The sequence below is a fragment of the Cellulomonas gelida genome (genome assembly GCF_006538725.1).
Classification (GTDB): Bacteria; Actinomycetota; Actinomycetes; order Actinomycetales; family Cellulomonadaceae; genus Cellulomonas; species Cellulomonas gelida.
On sequence record NZ_BJLQ01000031.1, the window covers coordinates 15,898 to 40,952 of the forward strand.

The 25,055-nt window shown below is 75.8% G+C and carries 22 protein-coding genes and 1 pseudogene; 15 read left to right on the plus strand and 8 right to left on the minus strand.

The window, feature by feature from the left end; genetic code table 11:
- Nucleotides 1–34: 34 nt before the first annotated feature.
- From flgK to CGE01nite_RS12795, 6 genes are all read left to right on the plus strand, one after another.
- Nucleotides 35–1,468, plus strand: a complete 1,434-nt coding sequence (gene flgK, locus CGE01nite_RS12770; RefSeq protein WP_141371301.1) for a flagellar hook-associated protein FlgK — start codon at nt 35–37, stop codon at nt 1,466–1,468.
- Nucleotides 1,469–1,478: 10 nt separating this feature from the next.
- A complete protein-coding gene (flgL, locus tag CGE01nite_RS12775; RefSeq protein WP_048341698.1) occupies nt 1,479–2,357 on the plus strand; it encodes a flagellar hook-associated protein FlgL in 879 nt (292 codons plus the stop codon).
- Nucleotides 2,354–2,737: a flagellar assembly protein FliW gene (locus CGE01nite_RS12780; RefSeq protein WP_048341697.1), complete on the plus strand. Its 384-nt coding sequence runs from the start codon at nt 2,354–2,356 to the stop codon at nt 2,735–2,737. The genes flgL and CGE01nite_RS12780 overlap by 4 nt, the downstream gene beginning before the upstream one ends.
- A gap of 115 nt (nt 2,738–2,852) precedes the next feature.
- A complete protein-coding gene (locus CGE01nite_RS12785) occupies nt 2,853–4,040 on the plus strand; it encodes an EAL and HDOD domain-containing protein (RefSeq protein ID WP_048341696.1) in 1,188 nt (395 codons plus the stop codon).
- A gap of 9 nt (nt 4,041–4,049) precedes the next feature.
- Nucleotides 4,050–4,259 carry a DUF2530 domain-containing protein gene (locus CGE01nite_RS12790; protein ID WP_048341695.1) on the plus strand — a complete coding sequence of 70 codons (210 nt, stop codon included), beginning with the start codon at nt 4,050–4,052 and terminating at the stop codon, nt 4,257–4,259.
- Nucleotides 4,260–4,290: 31 nt separating this feature from the next.
- Nucleotides 4,291–4,860: an arsenate reductase/protein-tyrosine-phosphatase family protein gene (locus CGE01nite_RS12795; protein ID WP_229747275.1), complete on the plus strand. Its 570-nt coding sequence runs from the start codon at nt 4,291–4,293 to the stop codon at nt 4,858–4,860.
- Here the strand turns inward: CGE01nite_RS12795 and CGE01nite_RS12800 are convergent.
- Genes CGE01nite_RS12800 through CGE01nite_RS12815 form a run of 3 tightly spaced genes read right to left on the minus strand, consistent with a single transcriptional unit; the run spans nt 4,829 to nt 9,671 of the window.
- The gene (locus CGE01nite_RS12800; protein ID WP_174773459.1) at nt 4,829–8,182 is read right to left on the minus strand and encodes a sacsin N-terminal ATP-binding-like domain-containing protein; all 3,354 of its coding nucleotides are present in this window, start codon (nt 8,180–8,182) and stop codon (nt 4,829–4,831) included. The two genes, CGE01nite_RS12795 and CGE01nite_RS12800, sit on opposite strands and share 32 nt — an antisense overlap.
- Complete coding sequence (locus tag CGE01nite_RS12810) at nt 8,179–9,285, minus strand: DUF3027 domain-containing protein (RefSeq protein ID WP_229747276.1); 1,107 nt, start codon at nt 9,283–9,285, stop codon at nt 8,179–8,181. The genes CGE01nite_RS12800 and CGE01nite_RS12810 overlap by 4 nt, the downstream gene beginning before the upstream one ends.
- Nucleotides 9,286–9,287: 2 nt before the next feature.
- On the minus strand, nt 9,288–9,671 hold the full coding sequence (locus CGE01nite_RS12815) for a cold-shock protein (RefSeq protein WP_048341693.1): 384 nt from the start codon (nt 9,669–9,671) through the stop codon (nt 9,288–9,290).
- Between the two features lie 545 nt (nt 9,672–10,216).
- On the opposite strand from CGE01nite_RS12815, the gene CGE01nite_RS12820 reads away from it, so the two are divergent.
- Nucleotides 10,217–10,498: a hypothetical protein gene (locus CGE01nite_RS12820; RefSeq protein WP_141371303.1), complete on the plus strand. Its 282-nt coding sequence runs from the start codon at nt 10,217–10,219 to the stop codon at nt 10,496–10,498.
- 162 nt (nt 10,499–10,660) lie between these two features.
- Here CGE01nite_RS12820 and CGE01nite_RS12825 read toward each other — a convergent pair whose 3' ends face one another.
- Complete coding sequence (locus CGE01nite_RS12825; protein WP_229747277.1) at nt 10,661–11,887, minus strand: M20 metallopeptidase family protein; 1,227 nt, start codon at nt 11,885–11,887, stop codon at nt 10,661–10,663.
- Nucleotides 11,888–12,032: 145 nt separating this feature from the next.
- On the opposite strand from CGE01nite_RS12825, the gene CGE01nite_RS12830 reads away from it, so the two are divergent.
- The 3 genes from CGE01nite_RS12830 to CGE01nite_RS12840 all read left to right on the plus strand — a co-directional run bounded on the left by CGE01nite_RS12830 (nt 12,033) and on the right by CGE01nite_RS12840 (nt 17,804).
- Entirely contained in the window at nt 12,033–14,600 is a 2,568-nt protein-coding gene (locus tag CGE01nite_RS12830; protein ID WP_141371304.1) for a helicase-associated domain-containing protein, read from the plus strand.
- Entirely contained in the window at nt 14,597–16,237 is a 1,641-nt protein-coding gene (locus tag CGE01nite_RS12835; protein ID WP_141371305.1) for a DNA repair helicase XPB, read from the plus strand. The genes CGE01nite_RS12830 and CGE01nite_RS12835 overlap by 4 nt, the downstream gene beginning before the upstream one ends.
- Before the next feature lie 361 nt (nt 16,238–16,598).
- Nucleotides 16,599–17,804, plus strand: coding sequence for an APC family permease (locus CGE01nite_RS12840; protein ID WP_141371312.1), 1,206 nt, complete (start codon nt 16,599–16,601; stop codon nt 17,802–17,804).
- A gap of 43 nt (nt 17,805–17,847) precedes the next feature.
- Here CGE01nite_RS12840 and CGE01nite_RS12845 read toward each other — a convergent pair whose 3' ends face one another.
- A complete protein-coding gene (locus CGE01nite_RS12845) occupies nt 17,848–18,153 on the minus strand; it encodes a hypothetical protein (RefSeq protein ID WP_141371306.1) in 306 nt (101 codons plus the stop codon).
- Nucleotides 18,154–18,160: 7 nt separating this feature from the next.
- Nucleotides 18,161–18,898, minus strand: a complete 738-nt coding sequence (locus CGE01nite_RS12850; RefSeq protein WP_229747278.1) for a type 1 glutamine amidotransferase — start codon at nt 18,896–18,898, stop codon at nt 18,161–18,163.
- A 127-nt stretch (nt 18,899–19,025) separates the two neighbouring features.
- Here CGE01nite_RS12850 and CGE01nite_RS12855 point away from each other — a divergent pair, with 127 nt between their 5' ends.
- The 5 genes and pseudogenes from CGE01nite_RS12855 (at nt 19,026) to CGE01nite_RS12875 (ending at nt 23,797) form a co-directional block, all read left to right on the plus strand.
- The gene (locus CGE01nite_RS12855) at nt 19,026–19,754 is read left to right on the plus strand and encodes a response regulator transcription factor (RefSeq protein WP_141371308.1); all 729 of its coding nucleotides are present in this window, start codon (nt 19,026–19,028) and stop codon (nt 19,752–19,754) included.
- Nucleotides 19,751–21,547, plus strand: coding sequence for a sensor histidine kinase (locus CGE01nite_RS12860; RefSeq protein ID WP_141371309.1), 1,797 nt, complete (start codon nt 19,751–19,753; stop codon nt 21,545–21,547). Before CGE01nite_RS12855 ends, CGE01nite_RS12860 begins: the two co-directional genes overlap by 4 nt.
- A gap of 78 nt (nt 21,548–21,625) precedes the next feature.
- On the plus strand, nt 21,626–22,462 hold the full coding sequence (locus tag CGE01nite_RS12865; RefSeq protein WP_229747279.1) for an HD domain-containing protein: 837 nt from the start codon (nt 21,626–21,628) through the stop codon (nt 22,460–22,462).
- A pseudogene (locus CGE01nite_RS12870) lies at nt 22,459–22,719 on the plus strand (DUF4031 domain-containing protein); the annotation flags it as partial. The gene CGE01nite_RS12865 and the pseudogene CGE01nite_RS12870, both read left to right, overlap by 4 nt.
- Nucleotides 22,720–22,846: 127 nt before the next feature.
- Nucleotides 22,847–23,797 (plus strand): L-lactate dehydrogenase, encoded by a 951-nt coding sequence (locus CGE01nite_RS12875; RefSeq protein WP_048343285.1) that lies wholly within the window; start codon nt 22,847–22,849, stop codon nt 23,795–23,797.
- Nucleotides 23,798–23,825: 28 nt separating this feature from the next.
- Here the strand turns inward: CGE01nite_RS12875 and CGE01nite_RS12880 are convergent, their stop codons facing one another.
- Together CGE01nite_RS12880 and CGE01nite_RS17020 are read right to left on the minus strand one after the other, a co-directional pair.
- Nucleotides 23,826–24,764: an energy-coupling factor ABC transporter permease gene (locus CGE01nite_RS12880; protein ID WP_048343284.1), complete on the minus strand. Its 939-nt coding sequence runs from the start codon at nt 24,762–24,764 to the stop codon at nt 23,826–23,828.
- Nucleotides 24,743–25,055: hypothetical protein (locus tag CGE01nite_RS17020; protein WP_255318513.1), on the minus strand; the 313-nt coding region annotated here is incomplete at its 5' end. The genes CGE01nite_RS12880 and CGE01nite_RS17020, both read right to left, overlap by 22 nt.

Consider the following 25,055-nt stretch of genomic DNA (forward strand, 5'->3'; position numbering starts at 1 on the left):
CCCGCCGACGACGGCGGACAGGAGGACACCGACCGTGAGCACCTTCTCCGGGCTCGGCACCGCGCTGAGCTCGCTGATCGCGCAGCGGCAGGCGCTTGACGTCGCCGGCCAGAACGTCGCGAACGCCAACACCGTGGGCTACACGCGCCAGCGCGCGACGTTCTCGTCGGTGTCGGGGGTGCAGGTGCCGTCCCTGTTCTCCACCAACAACGGCGCGGGCCAGGGCACGCGCATCTCCAGCGTCGACCGCCTCGCCGACGTGTTCCTCGACGCCAAGCTGCGGGTCGCGACGTCGTCGTCGTCGTACCTGACGGCGCGCGCCGAGGCGTACTCGACGCTCGAGAGCTCGCTCGGCGAGCCCAGCGAGACCGGGCTGTCGACCCAGCTCTCCGACATGTGGGCGGCCTGGCAGGAGGTCGGCAACTACCCCGACAAGTCCTCGAGCCGCGCGGTGCTGCTGGAGTCCTCGCGCGCGGTCGCGCAGCGCATCGGGACGCTCTACTCCGACGTGCGGACGCAGTGGGTGCAGGCCCGGCAGACCACGGTCGCGCTCGTCGACCAGGTGAACGGCGCCGCGGCGAGCATCGCGGACCTCAACGGCCGGATCGCCGCGATCACAGCCTCGGGTGCCACCGCGCACGAGCTCGCCGACGAGCGGGACCTGCTGGTCAACCAGCTCTCGTCGCTGGTCGGCGCGGTCGCCGACGTGCGCCCCGACGGCAGCCTCGACGTCATGGTCGGCGGCAACGCGCTGGTCCGTGGCACGCGGGTCAGCACCCTGAGCATCGCCGGCGCCACGGCGTTCGACCAGGTCACCGCGACCCCGGGGCAGTCGGTCTCGGTCGTGTGGAGCGAGCGTCCGACGCAGGCCGTCGCCCTGACCGGCGGCCGGGTCGCCGGTCAGCTCTCCGTGCTCGCACCGGCCGACGGCACGGGTGCGGGCGGCCCGCTCGCCGAGACCGCGGCGCGGCTCGACGCGGTCGCGACCTCGATCGCGACCCAGGTCAACGGCCTGCACTCGACCGCCGTGCGCGCGGACGGCACCCCGGGCGGAGACTTCTTCACGTTCACCCCCGGGCTGCCCGCAGCCCTCGGCCTCAGCGTCGCGCTCGACGACCCCACCCACATCGCAGTCGCCGCGGCCGGCGCGGGAGCGCTCGACGGCTCGATCGCGGACGTGATCGGCTCGCTCGGCACGTCCGCCACCGGGCCGGACAGCGAGTGGAGCACCGTCGTCGTGGACCTCGGCGTGCGTGCGGCCGGCGCGGGCTCGCGCGCGAAGGTCGCCGAGGCGGCGCGCTCGACCGCCGTGCAGCAGCAGCTCGCGCAGGCCAGTGTGGACACCGACGAGGAGTCGGTGAACATGCTCGCGTTCCAGCGCGCGTACGAGGGTGCGGCTCGCGTCCTGACCGCGATCGACGAGATGCTCGACACACTGATCAACCGCACCGGCGTCGTCGGACGATGAGGAGCCAGCCATGATCTCGCGCGTCACCCACCAGACGGTGCAGCGCTCGACGCTCGCCAACCTGCAGCTCAACCTCGGCAAGATGGCCGACCTGCAGAACCAGATGTCGAGCGGCAAGAAGGTCAACGTCCCGTCCGACGACCCCGCCGCGGCCTCCGACATGCTCCGGTTGCGCTCGGAGCAGCGGGTCAGCTCCCAGTACGCGCGCAACGCGGGCGACGCGGGCTCGTGGCTGCAGACGGTCGACACCGCGATCACGTCGTCGACGGCCGCGCTGCGCAAGGTGCGCGACCTGACCATCCAGGGTGGCAACGGCGCGCTCGGCCCGTCCTCGCTCAACGCGCTCGCCGACGAGATCGAGTCGCTGCGCGACACGATGCTCTCGAACGCCAACACCACGTACGTCGGCCGGTCCGTGTTCGCCGGCACGTCGGACACCGGCGTCGCCTTCGACGCCTCCTACGCGTGGACCGGCACGGGCGCCTCGGTCGAGCGGCGCGTCAGCAGCACGACGACCGTGCGCGTCGACGGCGACGGCCAGGCCGTGTACGGCTCGGGCAACGCCTCGGTGTTCGCGCTCGTCGACCGGATCGTGACGACGCTGCGCGCCGGTCAGGACCCGACCGGCGAGATCGGCGCGATCGACACGCGCCTCGACGCGATGCTCTCCGAGCTCGCGAGCGTCGGCGCCCGGCACAAGAACGTGCTCACGACGCAGCAGACGCTCGCGGCGCAGGAGGTCGAGACGAAGTCGCGTCTGGCGGACATCGAGGACGTCGACCTCGCCACGATCATCCTCGACCTGCAGTCCCAGGAGGTCGCCTACAAGGGCGCCCTCGGGGCCGCGGCCAAGGTGCTCCAGCCCACGCTGCTGGACTTCCTGCGATGAGCGCGCCCGCGACGGTGCAGGTCGGCGGCGCCACGCTGCCGACCACGCTCCGGGTCGCCGACGAGCTGCCCGGCCTGCCCGGACGCTCGTCGTACGTGCTCGAGCCCGTGGCCGACGCGGCGGGCCTGTTCACGCTCCGGTCGCTCGACGGCCCGCCCACGCGCCTGTACGTCGTCGACCCCGACGCGTACCTGCCCGGCTACGAGCCGGAGCTGCCCGGGTCCGGCGAGCGGCGAGCGCTGGTCGTCGTGCACCCGCCCACCGACGACGAGCCCGCGACCGCGAACCTGCTCGCGCCGATCGTCGTGGACGTCGCGACCGGGGCCGCCGCGCAGCTCGTCCTCGACGGCGACTGGCCGCTGCGCGCACCGCTGGGCTGAGCCCGGCCGCTCTCCCCGCACCGGCCACGAGGCCGGTTCCGACGAAACCCTCAGTCCCGCACGACGCGGGCCGATGGTCTGGTCAGAACCACACCCTGCAGCCTCAGGAGCCTCGATGCCCGCCGTCGTCCAGCGCCAGGCCCTCCTCCATCCGGACGGGTCCCTGTTCGGTTACGCCGTGCACGCCCGCGTCGACGACTCGGGTCCCCTCGTGACGCTCGCCGCCGAGGATCGCATGGTCAGCGACGCCTACGACCGCGTCGACCTCGGCCAGGTCGTCGGTGACAACGCCGTCGTGCTGCGGGCCACCGGGCCCATGCTCCGCGGAGAGGTCACCATCCCCACCGCGCCGCGCAGCCTCGTCGTCGAGGTGCCTGCCCCGTGGGTGCACGAGGAGTACGCCGAGCAGGCACTCGTCGCGATGCGCGAGCTGGGCTTCGGTGTCGCGCTCGGGTCCTTCACCGGGACCCTGGCCGAGCGCGCCCTGCTGCCGCTCGTGGACATGGCGAAGGTCGACCTGCGCCGCCTGACCGAGAACCTGCAGGCGCGCGTCGCCCAGCTCAAGGAGGCGGGCGTGTGGGTCATCGGCGTGCACGCCGACACCCCCGAGCTCGCCCGGCTCGCGCGCGAGCTCGAGCTGGAGCTCGTCCAGGCGCCCCTCGTGCGCCGTCAGGCACCCGGCACGGGCCGCACGGTGTCCGCGGGCGAGGCCCAGCACCTGCAGCTCGTGCGTGTCCTCTCGCAGGAGATGCCGGACCACCAGGAGATCGTGCGCGCCGTCGGCGTCGACCCCGAGCTCACCATGCGCGTGCTGCGGACGGTGAACGCCTCGGCGACCGGTCTGCGGCACCACGTCGACTCCGTCTCGCACGCGGTGAGCCTGCTCGGCCCGCACCGGCTCGCCGCGCTGGTCTCGTCGGTGGTCCTCGGCAGCGATCCGGCGTCCGTGGACGTGCTCTGGACCGTCATCACGCGCGGGCTCGCCGTGTGGCGGCTCAGCGGCAACGAGGTCGGCTACACCGTCGGGCTGCTGTCCGCGGTGAGCGCGGCGCTCAAGATCTCCGTCGAGTCCGTCGTCGACCGGTCGGGGGTCTCGCCCGACGTCGCGGCGGCGCTGCAGGGTGAGGGCGGACCGTACGGCCCGGCGCTGCAGGCGGCGCTCGCGCACGAGGCGGACGACGACGACGCGATCCTGGCCGCCGGCTTCGACCCGGCACACGTCGCGCGCGTCTACCTCGAGGCGATGCCCGAGGCCCTCGCCTCGGCCTCGCACATGGCGGCCCCGCTCGCCCACCGGCCGTAGGCTGCGGGGGTGCCCGCCGAGCCCCGCCCCCTCGCTCCCCCGGTCCAGGTGGACCTCGCCCGCGTGACCGTCGTCGGCAGCGCGCTGTGGGCGCTCGCCCTCGTCGTGTGCCTCGTGCTGGCCGGCACGGGCACGACCGGCTGGCTGCCCGTCGCGGTGTGCGCCACGGGCCTCGCGCTCGGCGGCCTCGGTTACCTCTGGGCCGTCCGGCACCGCTGACCACCTCACCGCAACGGGCATGATGTCCGCCATGGCGACGCGCGTGCTGGTGGTCTGCACCGGGAACATCTGCCGGTCCCCCGCGGTCGAGCGGCTCCTGGCGACCGGGCTCGCGGGCACGGACGTCGAGGTGTCGTCCGCGGGCACCTGGGCCATGCGCGGCCACCCGATGTCCCCACCGATGGCCGAGCTGGTCGAGGCCGCAGGGGCGCGCGCGGACGGGTTCGTGGCCCGCCAGCTCACCTCCGCCCTGGTGCGCGAGGCATCGCTCATCCTGGCGCTGACCCGCGAGCACCGCACCGCGGTCGTCGAGCTCGAGCCCGCCGCCGTGCGCCGCACCTTCACGCTGCGCGAGCTCGCGCGGCTCTCGAGTGCCGTCGACCCGCAGCGCCTGCCCGCGGGTACAGCCGGTGAGCGGCTCGTCGCGCTGCTGCCCCTGGCCGCGGCGCAGCGCGCAGCGCTCGGTCCCGGCGACGACGACGTCGTCGACCCGAACGGCGGACCTGCGTCGCTCTACCGCCGCTCGTTCGACGAGCTCGACGGCCCGACCCGGCAGCTCGTCGACGTGCTCACGCGCCGGCCGACGACGTCGGTCGGCTGACCTCGGTCGCGGGCTGGGCCGCGGGCTCTGCCGCGTCACCCGTCCCGGGCGGCTGCTCGAACGCCGCGTCGAGCGCGAGCTCTCCCGCACGCTCGGGGTCGGCGAGCGCGAGCTCGAGCAGGTGACGCAACCCCCACCGCCCGCTCCACTGCGCGAGCGCCGCCGCGAGGCCCGCGAGCGTCGTCGCGTGCAGGCGCGGCTCACCCGCGACCTCGTCGACCCACCACTCGACCTGCACGTGGTCCACGCGCAGGTCCTCGTGCTCGCACCAGAGCCTCGGCGCCCCCGGCAGCACGTCGTGCACCTGCGGCGGCACGGGCGCGTCGACGCCGTCCTCGCGCGTCACCACCCCCGGGGCCAGCTCGGAGACGCGCGGCAGGTCGAGCTCGCGCGACAGGCGCAACGCCTCGTCGTGGCCGTGCGCGGGGACCAGCGCTGCGACGTCCGTACGCTGCCACCACATCGGGCACGGCGCGACCGCGGCGTCGTGCGCGGGCACCACGATCACCCGGCCCGGTCCGACGAGCGCCGGCACCCGCTCGGGCGCCTGCGACGGCGCCGCGTGGCGCCACACCGCGGTCGCCGCGCGGACGTCCAGCACGGTCGACGTCGGCCAGGAGTCCAGCAGGTCGGTCCAGGCGTGCGGCGTCAGGTCGTGCGGCTCGGCGACGCCGCCCAGCGCCCGCAGCACCTGGACGTCGAGGTGGGCGACGTCGCGCGGCGCGGCGGGCAGCAGCGCGCGCAGCGGTCCGTCGTCGGCGACGGCGAACGGTGCGCCGAGCCCCAGCGGCGAGCGCTCGCGCAACCACCACGCCGTGTACGACTCCGCGACCGCACCCCGGTCGCTGCGGACCTCCTCGAGCAGCGCCCTGCGCAGCGCGGGCTCGCCCGCGACGAGCTCGAGGACCTGCGGCCACGCCTCGTTCGCCACGGCGTCCAGGTCGGCGACCGCGGTCAGGTCCCCCAGGTACGCGCCGGCGCCGAGCTCGTCGGCCAGGTGCTCGACGTACTCGGCCCAGCCGTCGAGCGCCTGCGCGGTCAACGCCCCGGGCGCGTCCTCGTCCTGCTCCTCCTCGGTGACCACGTCCGGCACCGTGACGGTGACGAGCACCTCGCGGACGCCGGCCGCGACGAGCGTCGCCGCGCCCCAGCGGTCCACCTCCTCGGCGGACACCGCGGTGAGCACCCGCTCGTCGAGCAGGCGGTGCGCGGGTGAGCCGGGCAGCACCAGACCGTCTGCGGGTGCCCGCTCCCCGGTCGCCGCGCCCACGGGCAGCAGCGCCAACCACTCGCGGACGTCGCCGGGCAGCGCGTGGGCGGCTTCCGTCGTCGCCGACCAGCGCGCCGGGTCGCGCGGCGGCAGGTGCGCGGCGACGAGCGTGAGGACGGTCGTCGTGAGGTCCGGCTCGTCGGGCTCGTCGTCCTCGTCCCACGCCAGCACGGCCTCGCGCACCGGCGCGAGACGCAGCAGCCCGACCACGTCCGGGGCCCGCGCACCGAGCCGCTCGAGCAGGGGGTGCGCCGCGACGGGGTCGACCACGCGCACGCCCCAGCGTGCCAGCGTCCCGACGACGGGCCGGACGAGCCCCGCGAGCGCGTCGTCGAGCACCACCGTGCCGCGTGCGCCCCGGACCACGCGACCGTCCGCGAGCGGGACCGGGAGGTTGGCGAGCGACTCGAGGCCCGCGGGGTCTGCCGCCGCGAGCGACTCGAGCGCGCCGTAGAGCGCGGGCCATCCCTCGTCGTCGGCCGGGGCCGCGAGCTCCTCCACGAGCTCGGCGAGCGGTCGTACGTCGACCCCGAGCAGCCGCGCGTGCGCGTCCCGTCCGGGCGGCACGACGACGAGCGCCCCCACCTGCCGCCCGAGCACCGCCAACGCCTCGGCACCGCCGCCACCGGCCACCGCCACGGCCCGCCGCGGCACCACAAACCGGTCCGGCGCCGCCCCGCCGGACACCAACCCGTCCCCCACCGACCCAGCGGACGCTCCGGCCACACCGGCCGCAGACCGGAGCAACCCCTGGCTCGCCCCGTCCTCCCCCACCGACCCAGCGGATACTCCGGCCACACCGGCCGCAGACCTGAGCAAGGGCTGGGTCGCGGGCGGGGTGGTGGCTGGGGTGAGGATCGGGGCCGCGGCCAGGCGGTCGACGAGCAGGGGGCGGAGCGCGGCGTCGAGCGTGCCCGTCGGCAGCGTCGTGGGCACGAGCGTCAGCGGGTCGTGGCCCGCGCTCGCGAGCTGCTCGGCGAGGGTCGCGTAGGCGTCGGCCGCGTGCCGCAGCAGCGCGTCGGTCAGCCGTCCCGCAGCGACGCGGCGTCGCGTAGGGTCCAGCGGGAGCGTCGCGACGAGCAGCGCGGGCAGGTCGAGGGGCTCGTCGGTGGGGGTCGGGGCGTGGACGACGCGAGCGCGCGCGGGCACACCCGCCGCCTCGTCGGAGAACGGGTCCGGCGCGCGGCCGCCCGGCTCGACCGTGCGCCGCGGCAGGGCCCAGGTGACGCGCCAACGCGTCGCCTCGCGCTCCTCGACCGGGCGGTCGGTCAGCAGGTCACGCGGCACGTCACCCGCGGACGTCGCGACGAACCAGCGCGAGGCCACGTCCGCGACGCGGCGCGGCCCGCCGTCGGACGTCTCGTCCTCCACGACGACCTCGGTCAGCCCGGGCAGCGCGAGCAGGAGCGCGTCGTCGACCGCGTGCAGCAGGCTGCGCACCTCGTCGGCGGCGACCTCGTCGCGCAGCACCAGCACGACCGCGGTGTCGAAACCCTCCGGAGGACGACCCTCGGCGGCGAACGGCAGCCGCAGCGCGGGCAACGACCCGTCGCGTCGCACGACCTCCTGCGCGAGCGCCGGGACACGCTCCGCCACGTCCGCGAGCTCCTGCGCCGTGTCGGCCAGCGAGAACCGGACCGCGCCGGTCGCGGAGACCACGCTGATCTCGTCGGACACCGCGCGCACCGCCGCGAACCCGACGCCGTACCGGCCGACCACGCCCGGGCCACCGTGGTCGCGCTTCGCCGAGGCGCGCATCGAGGACAGCGCCGCGACGCCCGCGTCGTCGAGCGGAGCGCCCGTGTTCGCGGCGACGAGCGTCGTGCCCTCGTCGGTGCGGGCCAGCCGCAGCAGGAGCCGGCCGGGCACGCCGGCCCGCACGGCCGCGTCGGCGGCGTTCTGCGCGAGCTCGACGACCACGCGGTCGCGGTAGTAGCCGCGCGCGTGGTCCTCCTCGACGTTCGCGTCCTCACGCAGCCGCGCGGGAGACGACCGCCAGGCGGTCAGGGCCGCCGCGCGAAGGGCGGCGGTGCCGAACTGGTCCTGCGTCACTGCTCCGCGTCGGGCGAGCCGGACTCGTCGCCGGGCTCGGCGTCGGCACCACTGGCATCGCTCACGTCGTCGAGCCCGACCGCGACGCCCTGGTCGACCACGACCTCGTCGACCACGACCTCGTCGAGCGGGGCCTCGTCGAGCGGGGCCTCATCGGCCGCGGGCTCGACGACCGCAGGCTCGTCGGTCGGGGACCCGGCGAGCGCGAGCTCGCTGAAGCCGGACTCGACCCCGGCGGCCTCGTCGGGGGTGGGCTCGACCACGGCGAGCTCTTCGACCACGGCGACCTCGTCGGACGCAGCCTCGTCGGAGGTGGGCTCCACCGCAGCGGGCTCGTCGGCCGCAGGAGCCAGGTCGACCAGCTCGACGCGGAGCTCGTCGATGAGCGGGTCGGGCTTGGGCCAGTCGCTCGGGGCGGGGTCGACGTCCGTCTCGGAGTGCGCGCCGCAGCCGTGGTCGAGGGAGACGACGCGACCGTCGTCGGGCGACCACTCGTTCGCGCACACGCCGAAGACGGTGCCGAGCGCACCCTGCAGCGGCACCAGGAACCCGCACGACCAGCAGGCACCCGCGGAGGCCAGCGAGCCGGGGCTCGTCGGGCCGCGCGACCCCCGGTACCAGCGCTCGGCGGCCTCGTCACGTCCCTGGGGCGCGAGCACGCGCACGCGGGCGAGGGCGAGCTCGTCGATCGCGACCTCGTCGAGCTCGGGGTCGCCCGTGCGCGTCCAGCCCGGCTCGAGGCGCGGGTCGTCCGCGCGGAACGGGAGCACGTCGCCCGGGCCGATGTCGCCGGGGCGCAGCCGCTCCGACCACGGCACCCACGCCTGGCCGAGGATCGCGTCGGGGCCGGGCAGGAGCTCGGCCTCGCAGACCGTCGCGGTGCGGCCGCGCGGCACGCGCGCGACGGTGACGGTCCACTCCCAGCCGCGGTAGCCGCGGGACAGGCACGCGAACCGGTGCGAGACCAGGCGCTCACCCTCGACGACGACGCCGAGGTGCTCACCCACGTCGGACGGGTCGACCGCGATCTCGATCGCGACCTCACGGGCGAGGTCGACGGCCGAGCCCAGCACGGCGTCCTTGATGCGGGTGGCAGTGGCCATGATCAGCCCTCGAGCTCGTCGGCGACGGCGCGCAGCGCGGCCGCGTAGGCCTTGCCTCGCGCGGCGTCGGGGTAGCGGCCGCGGCGCAGGTCGCCGCCGACCCGGTCCAGGACCTTGATCAGGTCCTCGACGAGCACGACCATCTCGTCGGGCTTGCGGCGCTGCGCCTTGGCGACCGACGGGATCGGGTCGAGCAGCTTGACGGACAGCGCCTGCGGTCCGCGCTTGCCGTCGGCCACGCCGAAGTCCACCTTGGCGCCGGGCTTGGGGGCCGTGACGCCCGCGGGCAGCGCCGAGGCGTGCAGGAACACCTCGCCGCCGTCGTCGGCGGCGATGAACCCGAACCCGCGCTCGGTGTCGAACCACTTGACCTTGCCGGTAGGCACGGCGGACCCCTGTCGTGAGAAGAGCTACGTCGGAGCAAGGCTACCGGGCCGGGCACGTCCCTTCGCGCGAACAGCGGCGCACGCCGCTCGTGGTCCGCTGACGGCGAGCCGCCATGAGGACAGGTACACGGACGCGCCGGGAGCGCCGGCGTCGTTCACGGGCGCCTTCCGCCCGAGCGACTGGGACGCGGCGAGCGACCCGGCCCAGAGGGACACGGCTGTCCACAGGTCCGTCTTGTGACGGTTGACGCACAACACCCGTTATGGCCAAGGTTCCTCGCCAGGGCAGGGAGTCGCGGGAACACCACCGGCGGCGGCCGTCCCGGCTGCGGGGACGCACCCATCGCGCCCCCGCAGCGGACCGGCTGCGCTGCGGCAACAGCGACCGGTTCAGCCGCGGTGAGCGCACCCTCGCACCCCGGTCCGACGAGCCCGGGGACGGTCGGACCGAACGGGATCGGCCCCGCGGTGCTCGAGGCGGACGTACCGGGCGTACGAGCAAGGGCCGGCGCCTCGGCCCTCCGTACCGCACGAGTTGAGGAGCAGTGAGCCAGCTGAACCGAGAACAGGACACGCAGGAAGCGCCAGAGGACACCGAGGGGTACTCGCGTGCCCTCGCGGGCGCGGGGTGGGTGCTGCTCGGGGTGGCCGCGGCCGTCGCGGTACCCCTCGGACGGACGAACGGCGCGAGCCAGGCGGTGCGAGTCGTCGCGCTCCTGGCGCTGGTGAGCGGTCTCGTCGCAGCGCTGCGCGAGCGCTCAGCCCGTTGGGGCGCGGTGGCGCTGCTCGGGGCAGCCGCGGCCGTCGTGGTGATGGTGACGAGGTGAACGCCGGGATGGTCGTCGATCGTGACGGGAGCGCCCGCGTCGACACCGGCGGCGGCCGTCGTCACGTCGGCGCTGATCTGGCTGGCCGTGCCGGCGGTCGTCGGCACCTACCGTCACCTGACGAATGAGGTGCGATGACGAGCGGGGAGCATGCCGTCCCGGTCAGCCCTCGGCGAGGCGGTCCAGCGCGAGCGCGGCCAGGAGCGAGGCGCTCGTGGCGAGCGCGGAGTCGTCGAACCGGGCGTACGGCGAGTGGTTGTACGGCGCGGTCGCGGGGTCCGCGCCGGGCGTCAGCGCGCTGACGAACGCGAACGCGCCGGGCACCTCCTGCAGCACGTAGGAGAAGTCCTCGCCGCCCGCGAGCGGTTGCGGCATCTCGAACCACGCGTCGTCGCCGAGCAGCTCGCGCGTGAGCCGTGCGGTGCGCTCGAGCTCGGCCGGGTCGTTGCGGGTGACCGGGTAGCCGCGCTGGTAGTCGACGTCGGCGGTCAGTCCGTGCGCCGCGGCGACGTGCTCGCACACCTCGCGCAGCCGCTCGGGCGCGGCGAGCCAGGTCGCCTCCGAGAACGTGCGGACGGTGATCTCGAGCGTCGCGGTGGCCGGGATGATGTTGTTCGCGGTGCCCGCGTGGATGGACCCGACCGTCACGACGATCGGGTCGAACACGTCGAACCGCCGCGTGACCATCGCCTGCAGCGCCAGCACGATCTCCGCGGCGACCGGCACCGGGTCGAGCGCGCGGTGCGGTGCGGAACCGTGCCCGCCGGCACCTCGCACCGTGACGGTGACGGAGTCGGGCGCGGCCATGAGCGTCCCCGGTCGACCGCCGACGACCCCGCCGGGCAGCAGGCCCGACGACACGTGCACGCCGTAGGCGCCGACCACACGCTCACCGGCGGCGTCGAGCACGCCCTCGCGGATCATGATCTCCGCGCCACCGTCGCCCTCCTCGCCGGGCTGGAACATGAACACGACCGCGCCGGCGATCTCCTCGCGCCGCGCGGCGAGCAGGCGGGCTGCGCCGACGAGCCCGGCGACGTGCATGTCGTGGCCGCACGCGTGCATCAGGCCGGGGTGCTCGGACGTGAACGGCTCGCCGGTCTCCTCGGTCACGGGCAGCGCGTCCATGTCGCCGCGCAGCAGCACCGCGGGGCCGGGCCGGGCGCCGCGCAGCACCGCGACCACCGAGCTCAGCTCTGCGCCGACCGTGACCTCCAGGCCCAGGCCGGACAGCGCCTCGAGCACGAGGGCCTGCGTCTTGGGCAGGTCGAGCGCGAGCTCGGGCACCTTGTGCAGCTCGTGCCGCAGCGCCGCCAGCTCCGGCAGCAGCGCCCGCGCCTCGTCGTACAGCCCCGTCAGCTCGCCCACGTCACCCTCCACGTCCGACACGTCCTGCCCTGACGCTATCGGCCGCGGGCGTCGTCGTCCGCGCGCCGCTCCCGCGGCCGGCGCCGCCGGCTGACGAGCCCGCGCGTCGGGGCCACGGCCCGCGCCCGGGACCCCCGCCCCCGCGAGGCCACGTATCGTGGAGCGGATGTCCACGTTCACCGGGTTCTTGCGGTCGTCGTCCGACGAGCGCCTCGGTGCGCTGCTCGCACGCCGCCCGGACCTGGCCTCGCCGTCGCCGGGGAACCTCACGTCGCTCGCGGTGCGCGCCACGGGTCGCGCGAGCCTGGAGCGCGCGCTCGCGTCCGTGGACGCCGTCGTCCTGCAGGTGCTCGAGGCCGCGGTCGTGCTCGACGGTGCGACGAGCGCCGCGCTGCAGGACGCGATCGCGGGCCGGCGCGATGCCGAGGTCGCACGCGCGGTCGACGACGCCCTGACGCTCGCGCTGCTGTACGCCGACCAGGGCCCGGACGACGAGCGGACCGAGAGCCTGAGCGCCGACGCGGTGCTGCGCGTGGCCCCCGGCCTGGCGGACCTGCTCGACGCGCACCCTGCGGGTCTCGCGGTCGAGGTCAGCGGCCCCGCCGCGCGCAGCGGCCCGGCGGGCACCCCGACGAGTCCGACCACCAGCCTCACGAGCGCGCTCCCGGACGACGACGAACCGCTCGGCGCACCCGCGCGCGCGGTGCTCGACGCGCTCGCCTGGGGTCCGCCGGTCGGTCTGGCCCCCGCGCCGGGCACGACCGCCGGCGACGCGGTCGCGCTGCTCGTCGCGCGCGGGCTGCTGGTGCGCGGCAGCGGCCGGCACGTGCTGCTGCCCGCGTCAGTCGCCCTCGAGCTGCGCGGCTGGCGCACGCACCGCGCGGTCGCGACGCCGCCGGACCTCTCGGACGCCCCGAGCCGGCGTCCCGAGACGGTCGCCGCGGAGTCCGCGAGCGCGGGCGAGCGGTGCGTGCGGCTCGTCGCACGCCTGCTGCGCGAGTGGGAGCACGAACCGCCCGGGGTACTGCGGTCCGGCGGCCTGGCGGTGCGCGAGCTGCGGCGCGCCGCGCAGCTGCTCGAGGTCGAGGAGGGTGAGGCCGCGTTCGTCGTCGAGCTCGCGTTCGCGGCGGGGCTGCTCGCGCAGGACGACGACGAGCCCGCGGCGTTCGTCCCGACGGCCGACGTCGACGCCTGGACGGCGCTCGACCTACCCGCACGCTGGGTCGCGTTGGCCTCGGCGTGGCTCGTCACCGCCCGCACGCCCTGGCTCGTCGGCTCGCGCGACGAGCGCGGGAACTTGATCGCCGCGCTCGACCCCGAGCTGTCGCGCCCGTGGGCGCCGCGCCTGCGCGCCGCGGTGCTGCGCGTGCTCGCCCGCGTGCCGGGCACGGCGCCGAGCGCGCAGGACGTGCTCGACGCGCTCGGCTGGGCGACCCCGCGCTCGGTGCCGCCGCTCGCGGCCGTGCAGTCGGTGCTGACCGAGGCGGCCCGCGTGGGCGTCCTCGGCGCGGGCGCGCTGAGCGAGGCGGGCCGGGCCCTGCTGCCGCCCGCGCCGGGCTCCGCCCCTGGGTCCACACCGGGCGCTCCCGATGCCGGTCCGGGCGCTCCCGGAACCGCACCGGGCGCTCCCGATGCCGCCTCGGCCGCGGAGGCGTTCGCGACCGGGCTCGCGCCCGAGGTCGGCGACCTGCTGCTGCAGGGCGACCTGACGGGCATCGTGCCCGGACGCCCGTCGCCCGCGCTCGAGGCGCTGATCGAGCGTGCCGCGGCGGTCGAGTCGCGCGGAGGCGCGATCACCGTGCGGTTCACGCCCGACTCGGTGCGCCGCGCGCTCGACGACGGGCTCACGGCCGACGAGCTCCTGGACCGGCTCGCCGCGTTCGCGCGCGGCTCGGTGCCGCAGGGCCTGGAGTACCTGGTGCGGGACGCCGCGCGCCGCCACGGACGCCTGCGCGCGGGCGCCGCCTCGTCGTACCTGCGAGCGGACGACCCGGCGCTGCTCGCGGGCCTCGCGGACGACCCGCGCCTGGCGGACCTGGGCCTGCTGCAGCTCGCGCCGACGGTGCTGGCCGCGCAGGCCTCCACGCACGAGGTGGTCGAAGCGCTGCGCGCGCACGGCCTCGCGCCGGTCGCCGAGACGCCCGACGGTCAGGTGCTGCACCTCGAGCGCACGGTCCGACGAGCGCGGCGTCGCGGCTCGCGGCGCGCGTTCACGCCCGTCGCGTCGCGCACCGTCGACACGCTCGCGCTCGTGCGCCGGCTGCGCTCGTCGGACGAGCGCGGCACGTCGGACGCGGGCACGACCCCGGCGACCGGCGCGTCGGTCCCGGGCGCCGGACCCGCCGGCACGACGAGCAGCACGACGAGCGACGCCGCGAGCAGCGGCTCCACGGTCAGTGACGCGGGGACGCCCGACGACTCGAACCTCCGCACCGGCCCGACGACGCACGACACGCGCGCGCCGCGCTCGTCAGCCCCTGCCGGAACAGCCGACCCCGTCGATGCGTTGGCACTCCTGCGCGAGGCCGCCGCCGAGCGCGCGAACGTGTGGGTCGAGCTCGTCGGACCCACGGGGCGTCCCGAACGCCGCCTGCTGCGCCCCCTGCGCGTGGAGGGCGGCCGGCTGCGGGCCGCCGACCCCGTTCGCGAGTCGGAGCTGACCGTCGCCGTCCACCGGATCGGCACGGTCGAGCGCGCCGACGACCTCGCGGGCACGGACCAGGAGGACATGTGAGCGGACCGCTCATCGTGCAGAGCGACAAGACGCTGCTGCTCGAGATCGACCACGACCAGGCGGACGCGTGCCGTCGCGCGATCGCCCCGTTCGCGGAGCTCGAGCGCGCGCCGGAGCACGTGCACACCTACCGGCTCACGCCGCTCGGGCTGTGGAACGCGCGCGCCGCGGGGCACGACGCCGAGCAGGTCGTCGACGTGCTGCTCGAGTACAGCCGCTACCCGGTGCCGCACGCGCTGCTGGTCGACGTGGCCGAGACCATGGCCCGTTACGGGCGGCTGCAGCTCGTCCAGGACCCCGTGCACGGCCTCGTGCTGCACGCGCTCGACCCGGCGGTGCTCGCCGAGGTCATGAAGTCCAAGCGCACCGCGGGCCTGCTGGGCGCGCGCATCGACGCGACCGACGTGATCGTCCACCCGTCCGAGCGCGGCCACCTCAAGCAGGTGCTGCTCAAGCTCGGCTGGCCCGCGGAGGACCTCGCCGGGTACGTGGACGGCGAGGCGCACGCGATCGCGCTCGAAGAGGACGGCTGGGCCATGCGGCCCTACCAGCAGCAGGCCGTCGAGGGGTTCTGGCACGGCGGGTCGGGCGTGGTCGTGCTGCCCTGCGGTGCGGGCAAGACGATCGTCGGCGCGGGCGCCATGGCCAAGTCCTCCACGACGACGCTGATCCTGGTCACCAACACCGTCTCGGCACGGCAGTGGCGCGACGAGCTGGTGCGCCGCACGTCGCTGACCGAGGACGAGATCGGCGAGTACTCGGGTGCCCGCAAGGAGATCCGGCCGGTCACGATCGCGACGTACCAGGTGCTCACGACCAAGCGGAAGGGCGTCTACTCGCACCTCGAGCTGCTCGACGCACGCGACTGGGGCCTGGTCCTGTACGACGAGGTGCACCTGCTGCCCGCGCCGATCTTCCGCATGACCGCGGACCTGCAGGCGCGCCGCCGCCTCGGCCTGACGGCGACGCTCGTGCGCGAGGACGGACGCGAGGACGAGGTGTTCTCGCTCATCGGGCCCAAGCGGTTCGACGCGCCCTGGAAGGACATCGAGGCGCAGGGGTACATCGCGCCCGCCGAGTGCATCGAGGTGCGCTTGACCCTGCCCGACGCCGACCGCATGGCGTACGCGACGGCCGAGCCGGAGGAGAAGTACCGGCTCGCCGCGACCGCGTCGGGCAAGAACCGCGTGGTCGAGCAGCTCGTCGGGCAGCACGAGGGCGAGCCGACGCTCGTCATCGGGCAGTACCTGGACCAGCTGCACGAGCTCGCCGAGCACATCGGCGCGGACCTCATCACGGGCGAGACGACCGTGCGGGAGCGTCAGCGCCTGTTCGACGCGTTCCGCACCGGGGAGATCTCCAAGCTCGTCGTGTCGAAGGTCGCGAACTTCTCGATCGACCTGCCCGAGGCGTCGGTCGCGATCCAGGTGTCGGGCTCGTTCGGCTCGCGCCAGGAGGAGGCGCAGCGGCTCGGCCGCATCATGCGCCCCAAGGCCAGCGGGCGGACGGCGCACTTCTACACCGTCGTCGCGCGCGACACCGTCGACCAGGACTTCGCCGCCCACCGCCAGCGCTTCCTCGCCGAGCAGGGCTACGCGTACACGATCAAGGACGCCGAGGACCTGGGCGTCGCCTGACACCCCCCGGCCCCGCGCACCGACCCACCCGCGACCCAGCGCCTACTCCGGCCTGAGCCCCGCCAACCCGGAGCAACCCGGGCCTCGCGCACCCACCCACCCACGACCCAGCGCCTACTCCGGCCTGAGCCCCGCCAACCCGGAGCAACCCCGGCCTCGCGCCCTGCCCCACCCGCGACCCAGCGCCCGCTCCGGCTTGGGCGCTGCGGAGCCGGAGCGGGGGCTGGGTCGCGGGGATGTGGGGCGGGTGTTCACCCGGGGGTCGTGTGGGGGGCGGGGAGCGGTCGGGTCGGCGTGGGACGCTGGCCGGGTGCGACGCGTGCTCGGGGTGCGGGGGGCGGTGGTCGTCGGGCTGGCCGCGATGCTCGGAGCTGGCGTGTTCGCGGTGTGGGCGCCCGCCGCGCGCGCGGCCGGGGTGGCCCTGCTCGTCGGATTGCTCGTCGCGGCCGTCGTCGCGTGGGCCAACGCGACGTCGACGGCCCAGCTCGCCGCGGCGCTGCCCGTGGCCGGCGGCGCGTACGCGTTCGGCCGCGCCCGCCTCGGGCCCTGGTGGGGCTTCGCGGCCGGGTGGGGATTCGTCGTCGGCAAGACCGCGAGCTGCGCGGCCATGGCGATGACATTCGCGGCGTACCTGGCCCCGCAGGCGTGGCGGCGGCCGGTCGCGGTCGCGGCGGTCGTCGTGCTCGTCCTGGTCGCGAACCGCGGGATCACGCGGACCGCGACGGTCGCCGCCGCGCTGCTCGGGCTCGTGCTCGTCGGGCTCGCGGTGGTCGTGAGCGCGGGGGCCTCCGCGTCGTCGTGGCCGCCGCTGACGACGGGGACGACGGGGACGACGGGGACGACGAGCGTGCGCGGCGTGCTCGAGTCGGCCGGGCTGCTGTTCTTCGCGTTCGCGGGGTACGCGCGCGTCGCGACGCTCGGCGAGGAGGTCCGCGACCCCGCGCGCACGATCCCCCGGGCCGTGACGACCGCGTGGGCGATCGCGGTCGCGGTCTACGCGCTGGTCGCTCTCGCGGTGCTCGCGACGCTCGGCGCGCAGGGTGCCGCGGACTCGACGGCTCCCTTGGCGGACGTCGTGGCCGCCGCGGGGTGGGACTGGGCGCGACCCGTCGTCGGCCTGGCCGCCGCCGCGGCGTCGCTCGGCGCGCTGCTGGCGCTGGTCGCGGGCCTGGGCCGCACCGCGATGGCGATGGCCCGCGAGGGCGACCTGCCGCGCCCGCTCGCGGCCGTCGACGAGCGGCACGGCGTGCCCGCGCGCGCCCAGCTCGTGCTCGGCGCGCTCGTCGTGGCGCTCGTGCTGGTCGCGGACGTCCGGGCGGCGATCGGTTTCTCGTCGTTCGGCGTGCTCACGTACTACCTCGTCGCGAACCTCGCCGCGTGGCGTCAGCCGTCGCACGAGCGGCGCTGGCCGCGCGGCGTGCAGGTGCTCGGCGCGGTCGGCTGCGCGACGCTCGCCCTGAACCTCCCGGGCACGGCCGTGACGGGCGGCCTCGTCGTACTCGCCGTGGGCGTGGTCGGGCGCGCGGTCGCGCTACGGCGCGCACGGCAGACCGAGCACGCGGGCTGACGCCCGGGCCCGCGTCGGAGCAGCGGGTTCAGCGGCCCCCGCGTCAGGGAGCGCGGTCCGGGCGGACCGGGTACCAGCGGTTGCCGAAGCGGCGCGTGAGCTGGCGGCCGTCGATCTCCGCGAGCTCGTCGAGGCGGTGCAGGATCGCCCACCCGGCCCGCCGCGCGGACGGGTCGTCGTCGGCCTGGTAGCGCACGGTCACCCGCGCGCGCCCCCGCACGACCTCGACGTCGCAGGCCTCGACGGTCACGAGCGTGCGCGCGAACGCCACCGCGTCGGGCAGCAGGTCGGGCGCCGACGTGCCGGGCCGCAGCAGGCCGACGTTCGCGCGGACCCGGTACGAGGGCACGCCGACCTCAGGCCGAGACGCTCGCCTCGGCGGCCTCGCGCACGACGTCGAGGAACGCGCAGGCCAGCACGGCACCGGTCGCGACGAGCTCGTCCTCGCGGGCCGCGTAGGCGGCGAGGATCGCCTCGGTGTCGACCGTCCCGTCCCAGGTCGCCCAGTCGCGCAGCGTCGTCGCCGAGGCCTCGGGGTGGAACTGCAGGCCCCACGCCGACCCGACGCGGAACGCCTGGTACGGGTACTGGTTCGACGACGCGAGCCACACCGCGCCCGGCGGCAGGTCGACGACCGCGTCGGAGTGCAGGGTCGGCTGCGCGCTGACCTTGCGGTCTCCCGCACCCGGCAGCCCGGCGACGAGCGGCCCGACGAGCGCGTCGGACGCCGCCTCGGGGCGCCACCACAGGTCGACGAGGCCCGCCTCGGGCCCCGGGGGCGCCGCGACCTGCACGTGCCCGCCGGTCGCGACCGCGAGCAGCTGCGCGCCCAGGCACACGCCGAGCGTCGGGATGCCGGCCGCCGCGGCCTGCGCGAGCAGCGTGCGCAGCGCGGGCAGCCACGGGGCCGCCTCGTCGTCGTAGGCGTTCATGTGCCCGCCCAGGACGACGAGCCCGTCGCCCACCTCGCGCAGCTCCGGGACGGCCTCGCCGAGGTCGGCGCGCACGATCGTCAGCTCCGCCTCGCTCCACCAGCCGGCGAACCGGTCCAGGGGCACATCGGCCGAGCTCTGTACCACGGTCACTCGAGTCACGTCCGCCGACGGTACCGGCTGCCGGACGCTCGTCCGAAACCCGCTGCTCACAGGCGCGCCCGACACCCTCCCGAACCTTCAGCGGGTTCCCAGGCAGCACCCAGGGTTCGGGGGCAGGATCGGCACCATGAGCACGCATGCGGTCGACGCCGAGGCCCGTCTGCTCGTCGTGGACGACGAGCCGAACATCCGGGAGCTGCTGGCCACGAGCCTGCGCTTCGCGGGCTTCGAGGTGCATGCCGCGGCCGACGGCGGCGCAGCGCTGCGCATGGCGCGCGACCTCGAGCCGGACCTCCTGGTGCTCGACGTGATGCTCCCCGACATGGACGGGTTCACCGTCACGCGGCGCCTGCGCGAGAAGGGCCAGCACATGCCCGTGCTGTTCCTCACCGCGCGGGACGACACGTCCGACAAGGTGCAGGGGCTGACCGTCGGCGGCGACGACTACGTGACCAAGCCGTTCAGCCTCGAGGAGGTCGTCGCGCGGATCCGGGCGATCCTGCGGCGCACGGGCCCCGGCGACGACGACCAGGCCAACGTGCTGCGCTACGCCGACCTCGAGCTCGACGACGACTCGCACGAGGTGCGCCGCGCGGGGCAGGAGATCGACCTGTCCCCCACCGAGTTCAAGCTCCTGCGCTACCTCATGCTCAACGCGGGCCGGGTGCTGTCCAAGACGCAGATCCTCGACCACGTGTGGCAGTACGACTGGGGCGGCGACGCGAACATCGTCGAGTCGTACATCTCCTACCTGCGCCGCAAGGTCGACTCGTTGACCGGCCCGGACGGCGAGAAGCTCCCGCCGCTCATCCACACCAAGCGCGGGGTCGGCTACCTCCTGCGCACGGCGTCGTGACGGTCCGCGACCCCGGTCCCGTCCCGCCGCCCCCGGCCCGGCGTCCGGCGACCGCGCCGACCCCGACCGACGAGCGGGCACCGACGAACGAACCCGCGCCGACGAGCGAGCACGCACCGACGAGCGAGCCTGGCGGCTCCGCGGCCGGGCGCGCGACCGACGGGGCCGAGCCCGGCGTCGTCGGCGAGGCCGTGCGCTGGTGGAGCGGGGTGCCGCTCGTCGGGCGGCTGCTCGGCATCTCCACGGTGCTGCTGCTCGTCGGGCTCGTCCTGGCGGGCGTGACCGCGACGTGGCTCGTGCAGCGCACGCTCGTGGACCAGGTCGACGACAAGCTCGCGACCGAGGGCGTCCAGCTGGTCACGACGTACCGCACGCAGGACGAGCCGTGGGAGTCGCAGGGACCGCCGACGGACTACTACGGCGCGGCGGTCGAGACGGGCGTGGTGCACACGCTGTTCTCGCCGCGCGCGAGCGTCCTGGCGAAGCGCGGCACGCCCTCGCTGCCGCGCATGACGTACGACGAGGCCGAGGAGCGGGGCGGCGAGCCGTTCACGGTCACGTCCGACCGGGGCTCCGACTGGCGCGTGGTCGCGCTGCCCGCGACCAACACGTTCACCAACGAGCCGGTCGCCCTGATGGTCGCCCTCCCGCTCGCCGACATCGACGACACCATCCAGCTCATGGCGCTCGTGCTGGTCACCTCCGGCGCGGTGATCCTGCTCGCGGGCGCGCTCGTCGGCTGGTGGGCCGTCCGACGCTCGCTGCGGCCGCTGACGCAGATCGAGCAGACCGCGGCGGCGTTCGCGGCAGGCGACTTCTCGCAGCGCGTGCCGCCCGCGCCGGTCTCGACCGAGGTCGGGCGGCTCGGTGCGGCGCTCAACGGCATGCTCGCGCAGATCGAGGAGGCGTTCGCCGTGCGCACGGCCTCCGAGGCGCGCATGCGCCGGTTCGTCGCCGACGCGTCGCACGAGCTGCGCACGCCGTTGGCCGCGATCCGCGGGTACGGCGAGCTGTACCGCATGGGTGCGCTGACGACGAAGGACCAGGTCGACGACACGTTCGGGCGCATCGAGTCGTCCGCGACGCGCATGGGCCGGCTCGTCGAGGACCTCCTGTCGCTCGCCCGGCTCGACGAGCAGCGCCCGATGCGGCGCACGCAGGTAGACCTCACGGTCGTCGCAGCCGACGCGGTGAGCGACCTGCACGCGCTCGACCCGTCGCGCAGCACGCGCATCGTGCCGCTCACGCCGGGCGGGGTCACGGGCCCGACGACGATCGACGGCGACGAGGCGCGGCTGCGGCAGGTCGTCGCGAACCTCGTCGGGAACGTCGCGCAGCACACGCCGGCGGGGTCGCCCGTCGAGATCGCCGTGGGACTGGCGCACGCCGACGCCCGGGACGGGGCTCCCGGCGGACCGGTGGGCGTCATCGAGGTGCGCGACCACGGCCCGGGCATCGACCCCGAGCACGCCGCGCGCGTGTTCGAGCGGTTCTACCGGGTCGACGCCTCACGGGGCCGGTCCTCGGGCGGCGCGGGTCTCGGGATGGCGATCGTGGCGGCCATCGTCGACGCGCACGACGGCCACGTGCGCCTGTCGGCGACGCCCGGTGGCGGCACGACCGTGCGCGTCGAGATCCCGGCGGCACGACCGCGGCCGGGACCGGGCGGTTCCACGCACGAGTCACCCGACCCGCAGCGCGCCGCGACGGACGACTCACCAGGCGACTCACCGGGCGACGCGCCGGGCGACGCGCCGGGCGCCCCGCCGACGGGGGCGCACATCGGGCGGTAGCGGGACGAAGCCGCCCCGTTCGACGCCGCGCGCGGGGCTATGCTGACCCGTTCCCAGTCGTCGTCGTGAGGGTGGTCCATGGGCGTCCACGAAGCGCCTGCCTGGCTCGTCCCGGCGTTCGTCCGCAATGTCGTCGGTGCCGGAGCCACCGCGGCACCCGAGCAGATCCGTGCCGCGGGCGACAGGCTCCTGGAGCGCTGGTCCTCCCCGGGCCGCGAGTTCCACAACGTCAAGCACCTGGTCGACGTGCTGGTCCGGGTCGACGAGCTCGACTCCGAGAGCCACGAGCCCGACCTCGTACGGCTCGCCGCCTGGTACCACGGCGCGGTGTTCGACTCCGCGGACCGCAAGGCCTACGCGAACAAGGGCGGCGAGGACGAGGCCGCGAGCGCCCGCGTCGCCTACGACGAGCTCGTCGGGCTCGGCGTCCCGGAGGCGCACGCGCGGCGCGTGCACGACCTCGTCGTCGCGCTCGTCCGGCACTCGCCGAACTCGCTCGACGTCGACTGCGCCGTGCTGTGCGACGCGGACCTCGCGGTCCTGGCGACCGAGCCGCAGCGCTACAAGGCGTACCTGCACGACGTGCGCGCCGAGTACGCGCACCTGCCCGCCGAGGACTACGTCCGTGCGCGCGCCCGGATCCTGCGCAAGCTCCTGGCGCGCCCGTCGCTGTTCTCCTCGCCGCTCGCCCAGGCGTGGGAGGAGCCCGCGCGGCAGAACGTCGAGGCGGAGCTGCAGCGGCTCGAGAAGGAGCAGGCGGCGTTCGAGGCCGCGCGCGCGGTGCACGACGAGCGCGTCGAGCTCGAGCGCGAGGCGGCGCGGCAGTCGGGTCAGCAGTCGGACGCGACCCCCGGTGCGACCAGGCACTCCGGCGAGGGGCCGTTCGTCGGCGAGGGTCCCGCGGCGACGCCGTGATCCTCCTCGACCCGCCGCTGTGGCCACGCCACGGGACCACGTGGGGGCACCTGGTCAGTGACGCGTCGCTCGCCGAGCTGCACGCGTTCGCCGCGGGGGCGGGCGTGCCGCCCCGCGCGTTCGACCGCGACCACTACGACGTGCCCCGGGAGCGGTACGACGAGCTCGTCGCGGCCGGTGCCGTACCGGTGGGGACGCGCGAGCTCATCCGCCGGCTGCGCGCGAGCGGGCTGCGCATCCCGGCGCGCGACCGCCACTGACCCGACCGCAGACCGACGACGCCCGTCGATGCCGTAGCCCCACGCGCCCCCGCCCGACCCGCCCCCTTCGCCGGCGGTCGCCCCTCGCCCTGCCCGCTCGCGGGTGCGGGGCTAGCGTGATCGCGTGGCCAGGATCGAGAACTCCCGGTTGACGGTCGTCGGCGCGGGGAGCGTCGGCGTGAGCATCGCGTACGCCGCGCTGATCCGCGGGTCGGCGCACACCGTGGCCCTGTACGACATCGACCGGCCGAAGGTCGAGGCCGAGGTGCTCGACCTCGCGCACGGCACCTGGTTCACGGGCGGCAGCGTCGTCGGCGGGTCGGACCCGGAGGTGGTCGCGGACTCGCACCTCGTCGTCCTCACCGCGGGCGCCAAGCAGCGGCCCGGGCAGACCCGGCTCGACCTCGCGGGCACCAACGTGCGGCTGCTCGAGGGCCTGCTCCCGGTCCTGCTCGAGCACGCGCCGAACGCGGTCTACTGCATCGTCACCAACCCGTGCGACGTGCTCACGGTCGCCGCGCAGCAGATCACGGGCCTGCCGGCGTCGCGCGTCTTCTCGTCGGGCACGGTGCTCGACACCTCGCGCCTGCGCCGCCTCGTCGCCGACCGCGCGCTGGTGTCCGCCGGCAGCGTGCACGCCGACATCGTGGGCGAGCACGGCGACACCGGCTTCGCGCTGTGGTCGCAGGCGCGCATCGGCACGACGCCCGTGCTCGACTGGGTCGCGCCCGACGGCCACCGCTTCACGCCTGCCGAGCTCGACGCGATCACGCAGGACGTGCGGGACGCCGCCTACCGGATCATCGAGGGCAAGGGCGCGACCAACCTCGCGATCGGCCTGGCGTGCGCGCGGATCATCGAGGCGATCCTCGGCGACCAGCACGCCGTCCTGCCGGTCAGCACCGTGCACGACGGCCTGCACCGGCTGCACGGTGTCGCCCTGTCGGTGCCGAGCGTCGTCGGTGGGGGCGGCGTGCAGTACGTCCCAGACATGTCGACCACGCCCGACGAGGAGGACCAGCTCCAGCACTCCGCCCAGACCCTCCTGGCCACCCAGCACGCGCTCGGCCTCTAGCCGGCCGCGGCCACGGGCCGGCGCTCGGTCAGGCCGGTGCGGTCGAGGATCGGCGCAGGCCGAGGACGACGAGAACCGCGACCGCGGCGACCCCTGCGAGGCCCGCGACGCCGCCCGGGACCCCTGTGACCGCGCCGTAGTCGGCCAGCGGGACCTCCGCGAGCACGGAGCCGAAGGTGTGGTCGAAGCCGACACGCTGGGCCGCCCACTCCAGACCGTCCGGGGCGCTGACGGCGAGCGCGGACAGCCCACCGGCCGTCACGACGGAGCCGATGCCGAGCGCGAGCGACCCGCGACGGGTCGCGGCGGGGCTGGCCGGGCGTGGGTCCAGGGCCGTGACGCCGGGCGCCAGCACCGCGACGCCGGCGACGGCGACGCCGCTGATCACCGCCTCGCCGAGCCCGATCGCCGCGTGCACGGGGAGCATCGCGGCCGAGACCGCGCCGAGCCCGACGTCGGCCGTACCACCCACCGCGTACAGCGCGACGAACGCGAGCGCGGCGGCCGGGACCGACGCCAGCGCGCCGCCCGCGGCGGCCAGGGCGACGCGTCCGACGTCGGGCACGCGTGTCGCGAGCCGCGCGACGAGTCGCTGCACCGACCACCCGACGAGCGTCCCGACACCCACCATGAGCAGCACGTTCACGCCGAGCGCGGTGACGCCGCCGTCGGCGAAGAGCACGGCCTGCACCACGAGCACCGCGGTCACCGCGAGCGCCCCGAGCCACGGCCCGACGAGCGCCGCGGCCAGCGCGGCGCCGACGAGGTGCCCGCTCGTGCCGGGCGCGACCGGGTAGTTGACCATCTGCGCGGCGAAGACGAAGCCGGACGCGACCGCGGTCAGCGCGACGCGCTCACGGGTCGCCTCGGCGCGCGCGCGACGCACGGCGTAGGTGAGCGCGGCGCCCGCGACGACGGCCGTCGCGAGGCTCGTGCCGGGGTCCATCACGTGGTCGGGGACATGCATGGCGTGCTCCTGTCGTCGATACCGGTGGTGCCGGGCGGTGCGTCGGCGGTGGGTGCGGTGGGGGCGCCGGTGCCCTCGGGTGCCGCGGCGTCGGCGCGCAGGGCGGTCCGCCAGCGGCCGACGAGCGGTCCGACGTCGGCGACGTGGGCGGCGGCGCCGACCGCGCGGGCGAGGGCACCGGGTCCGTGCAGGTCGAGCACGACGACGCCGCGCCGCTCGTCAGGCCCCGCGCCGTCCCACCCGTGGTGCCGTCCGTCGGCTCGTTCGTCGGCTCGGGGCGGGCGGGCGCCC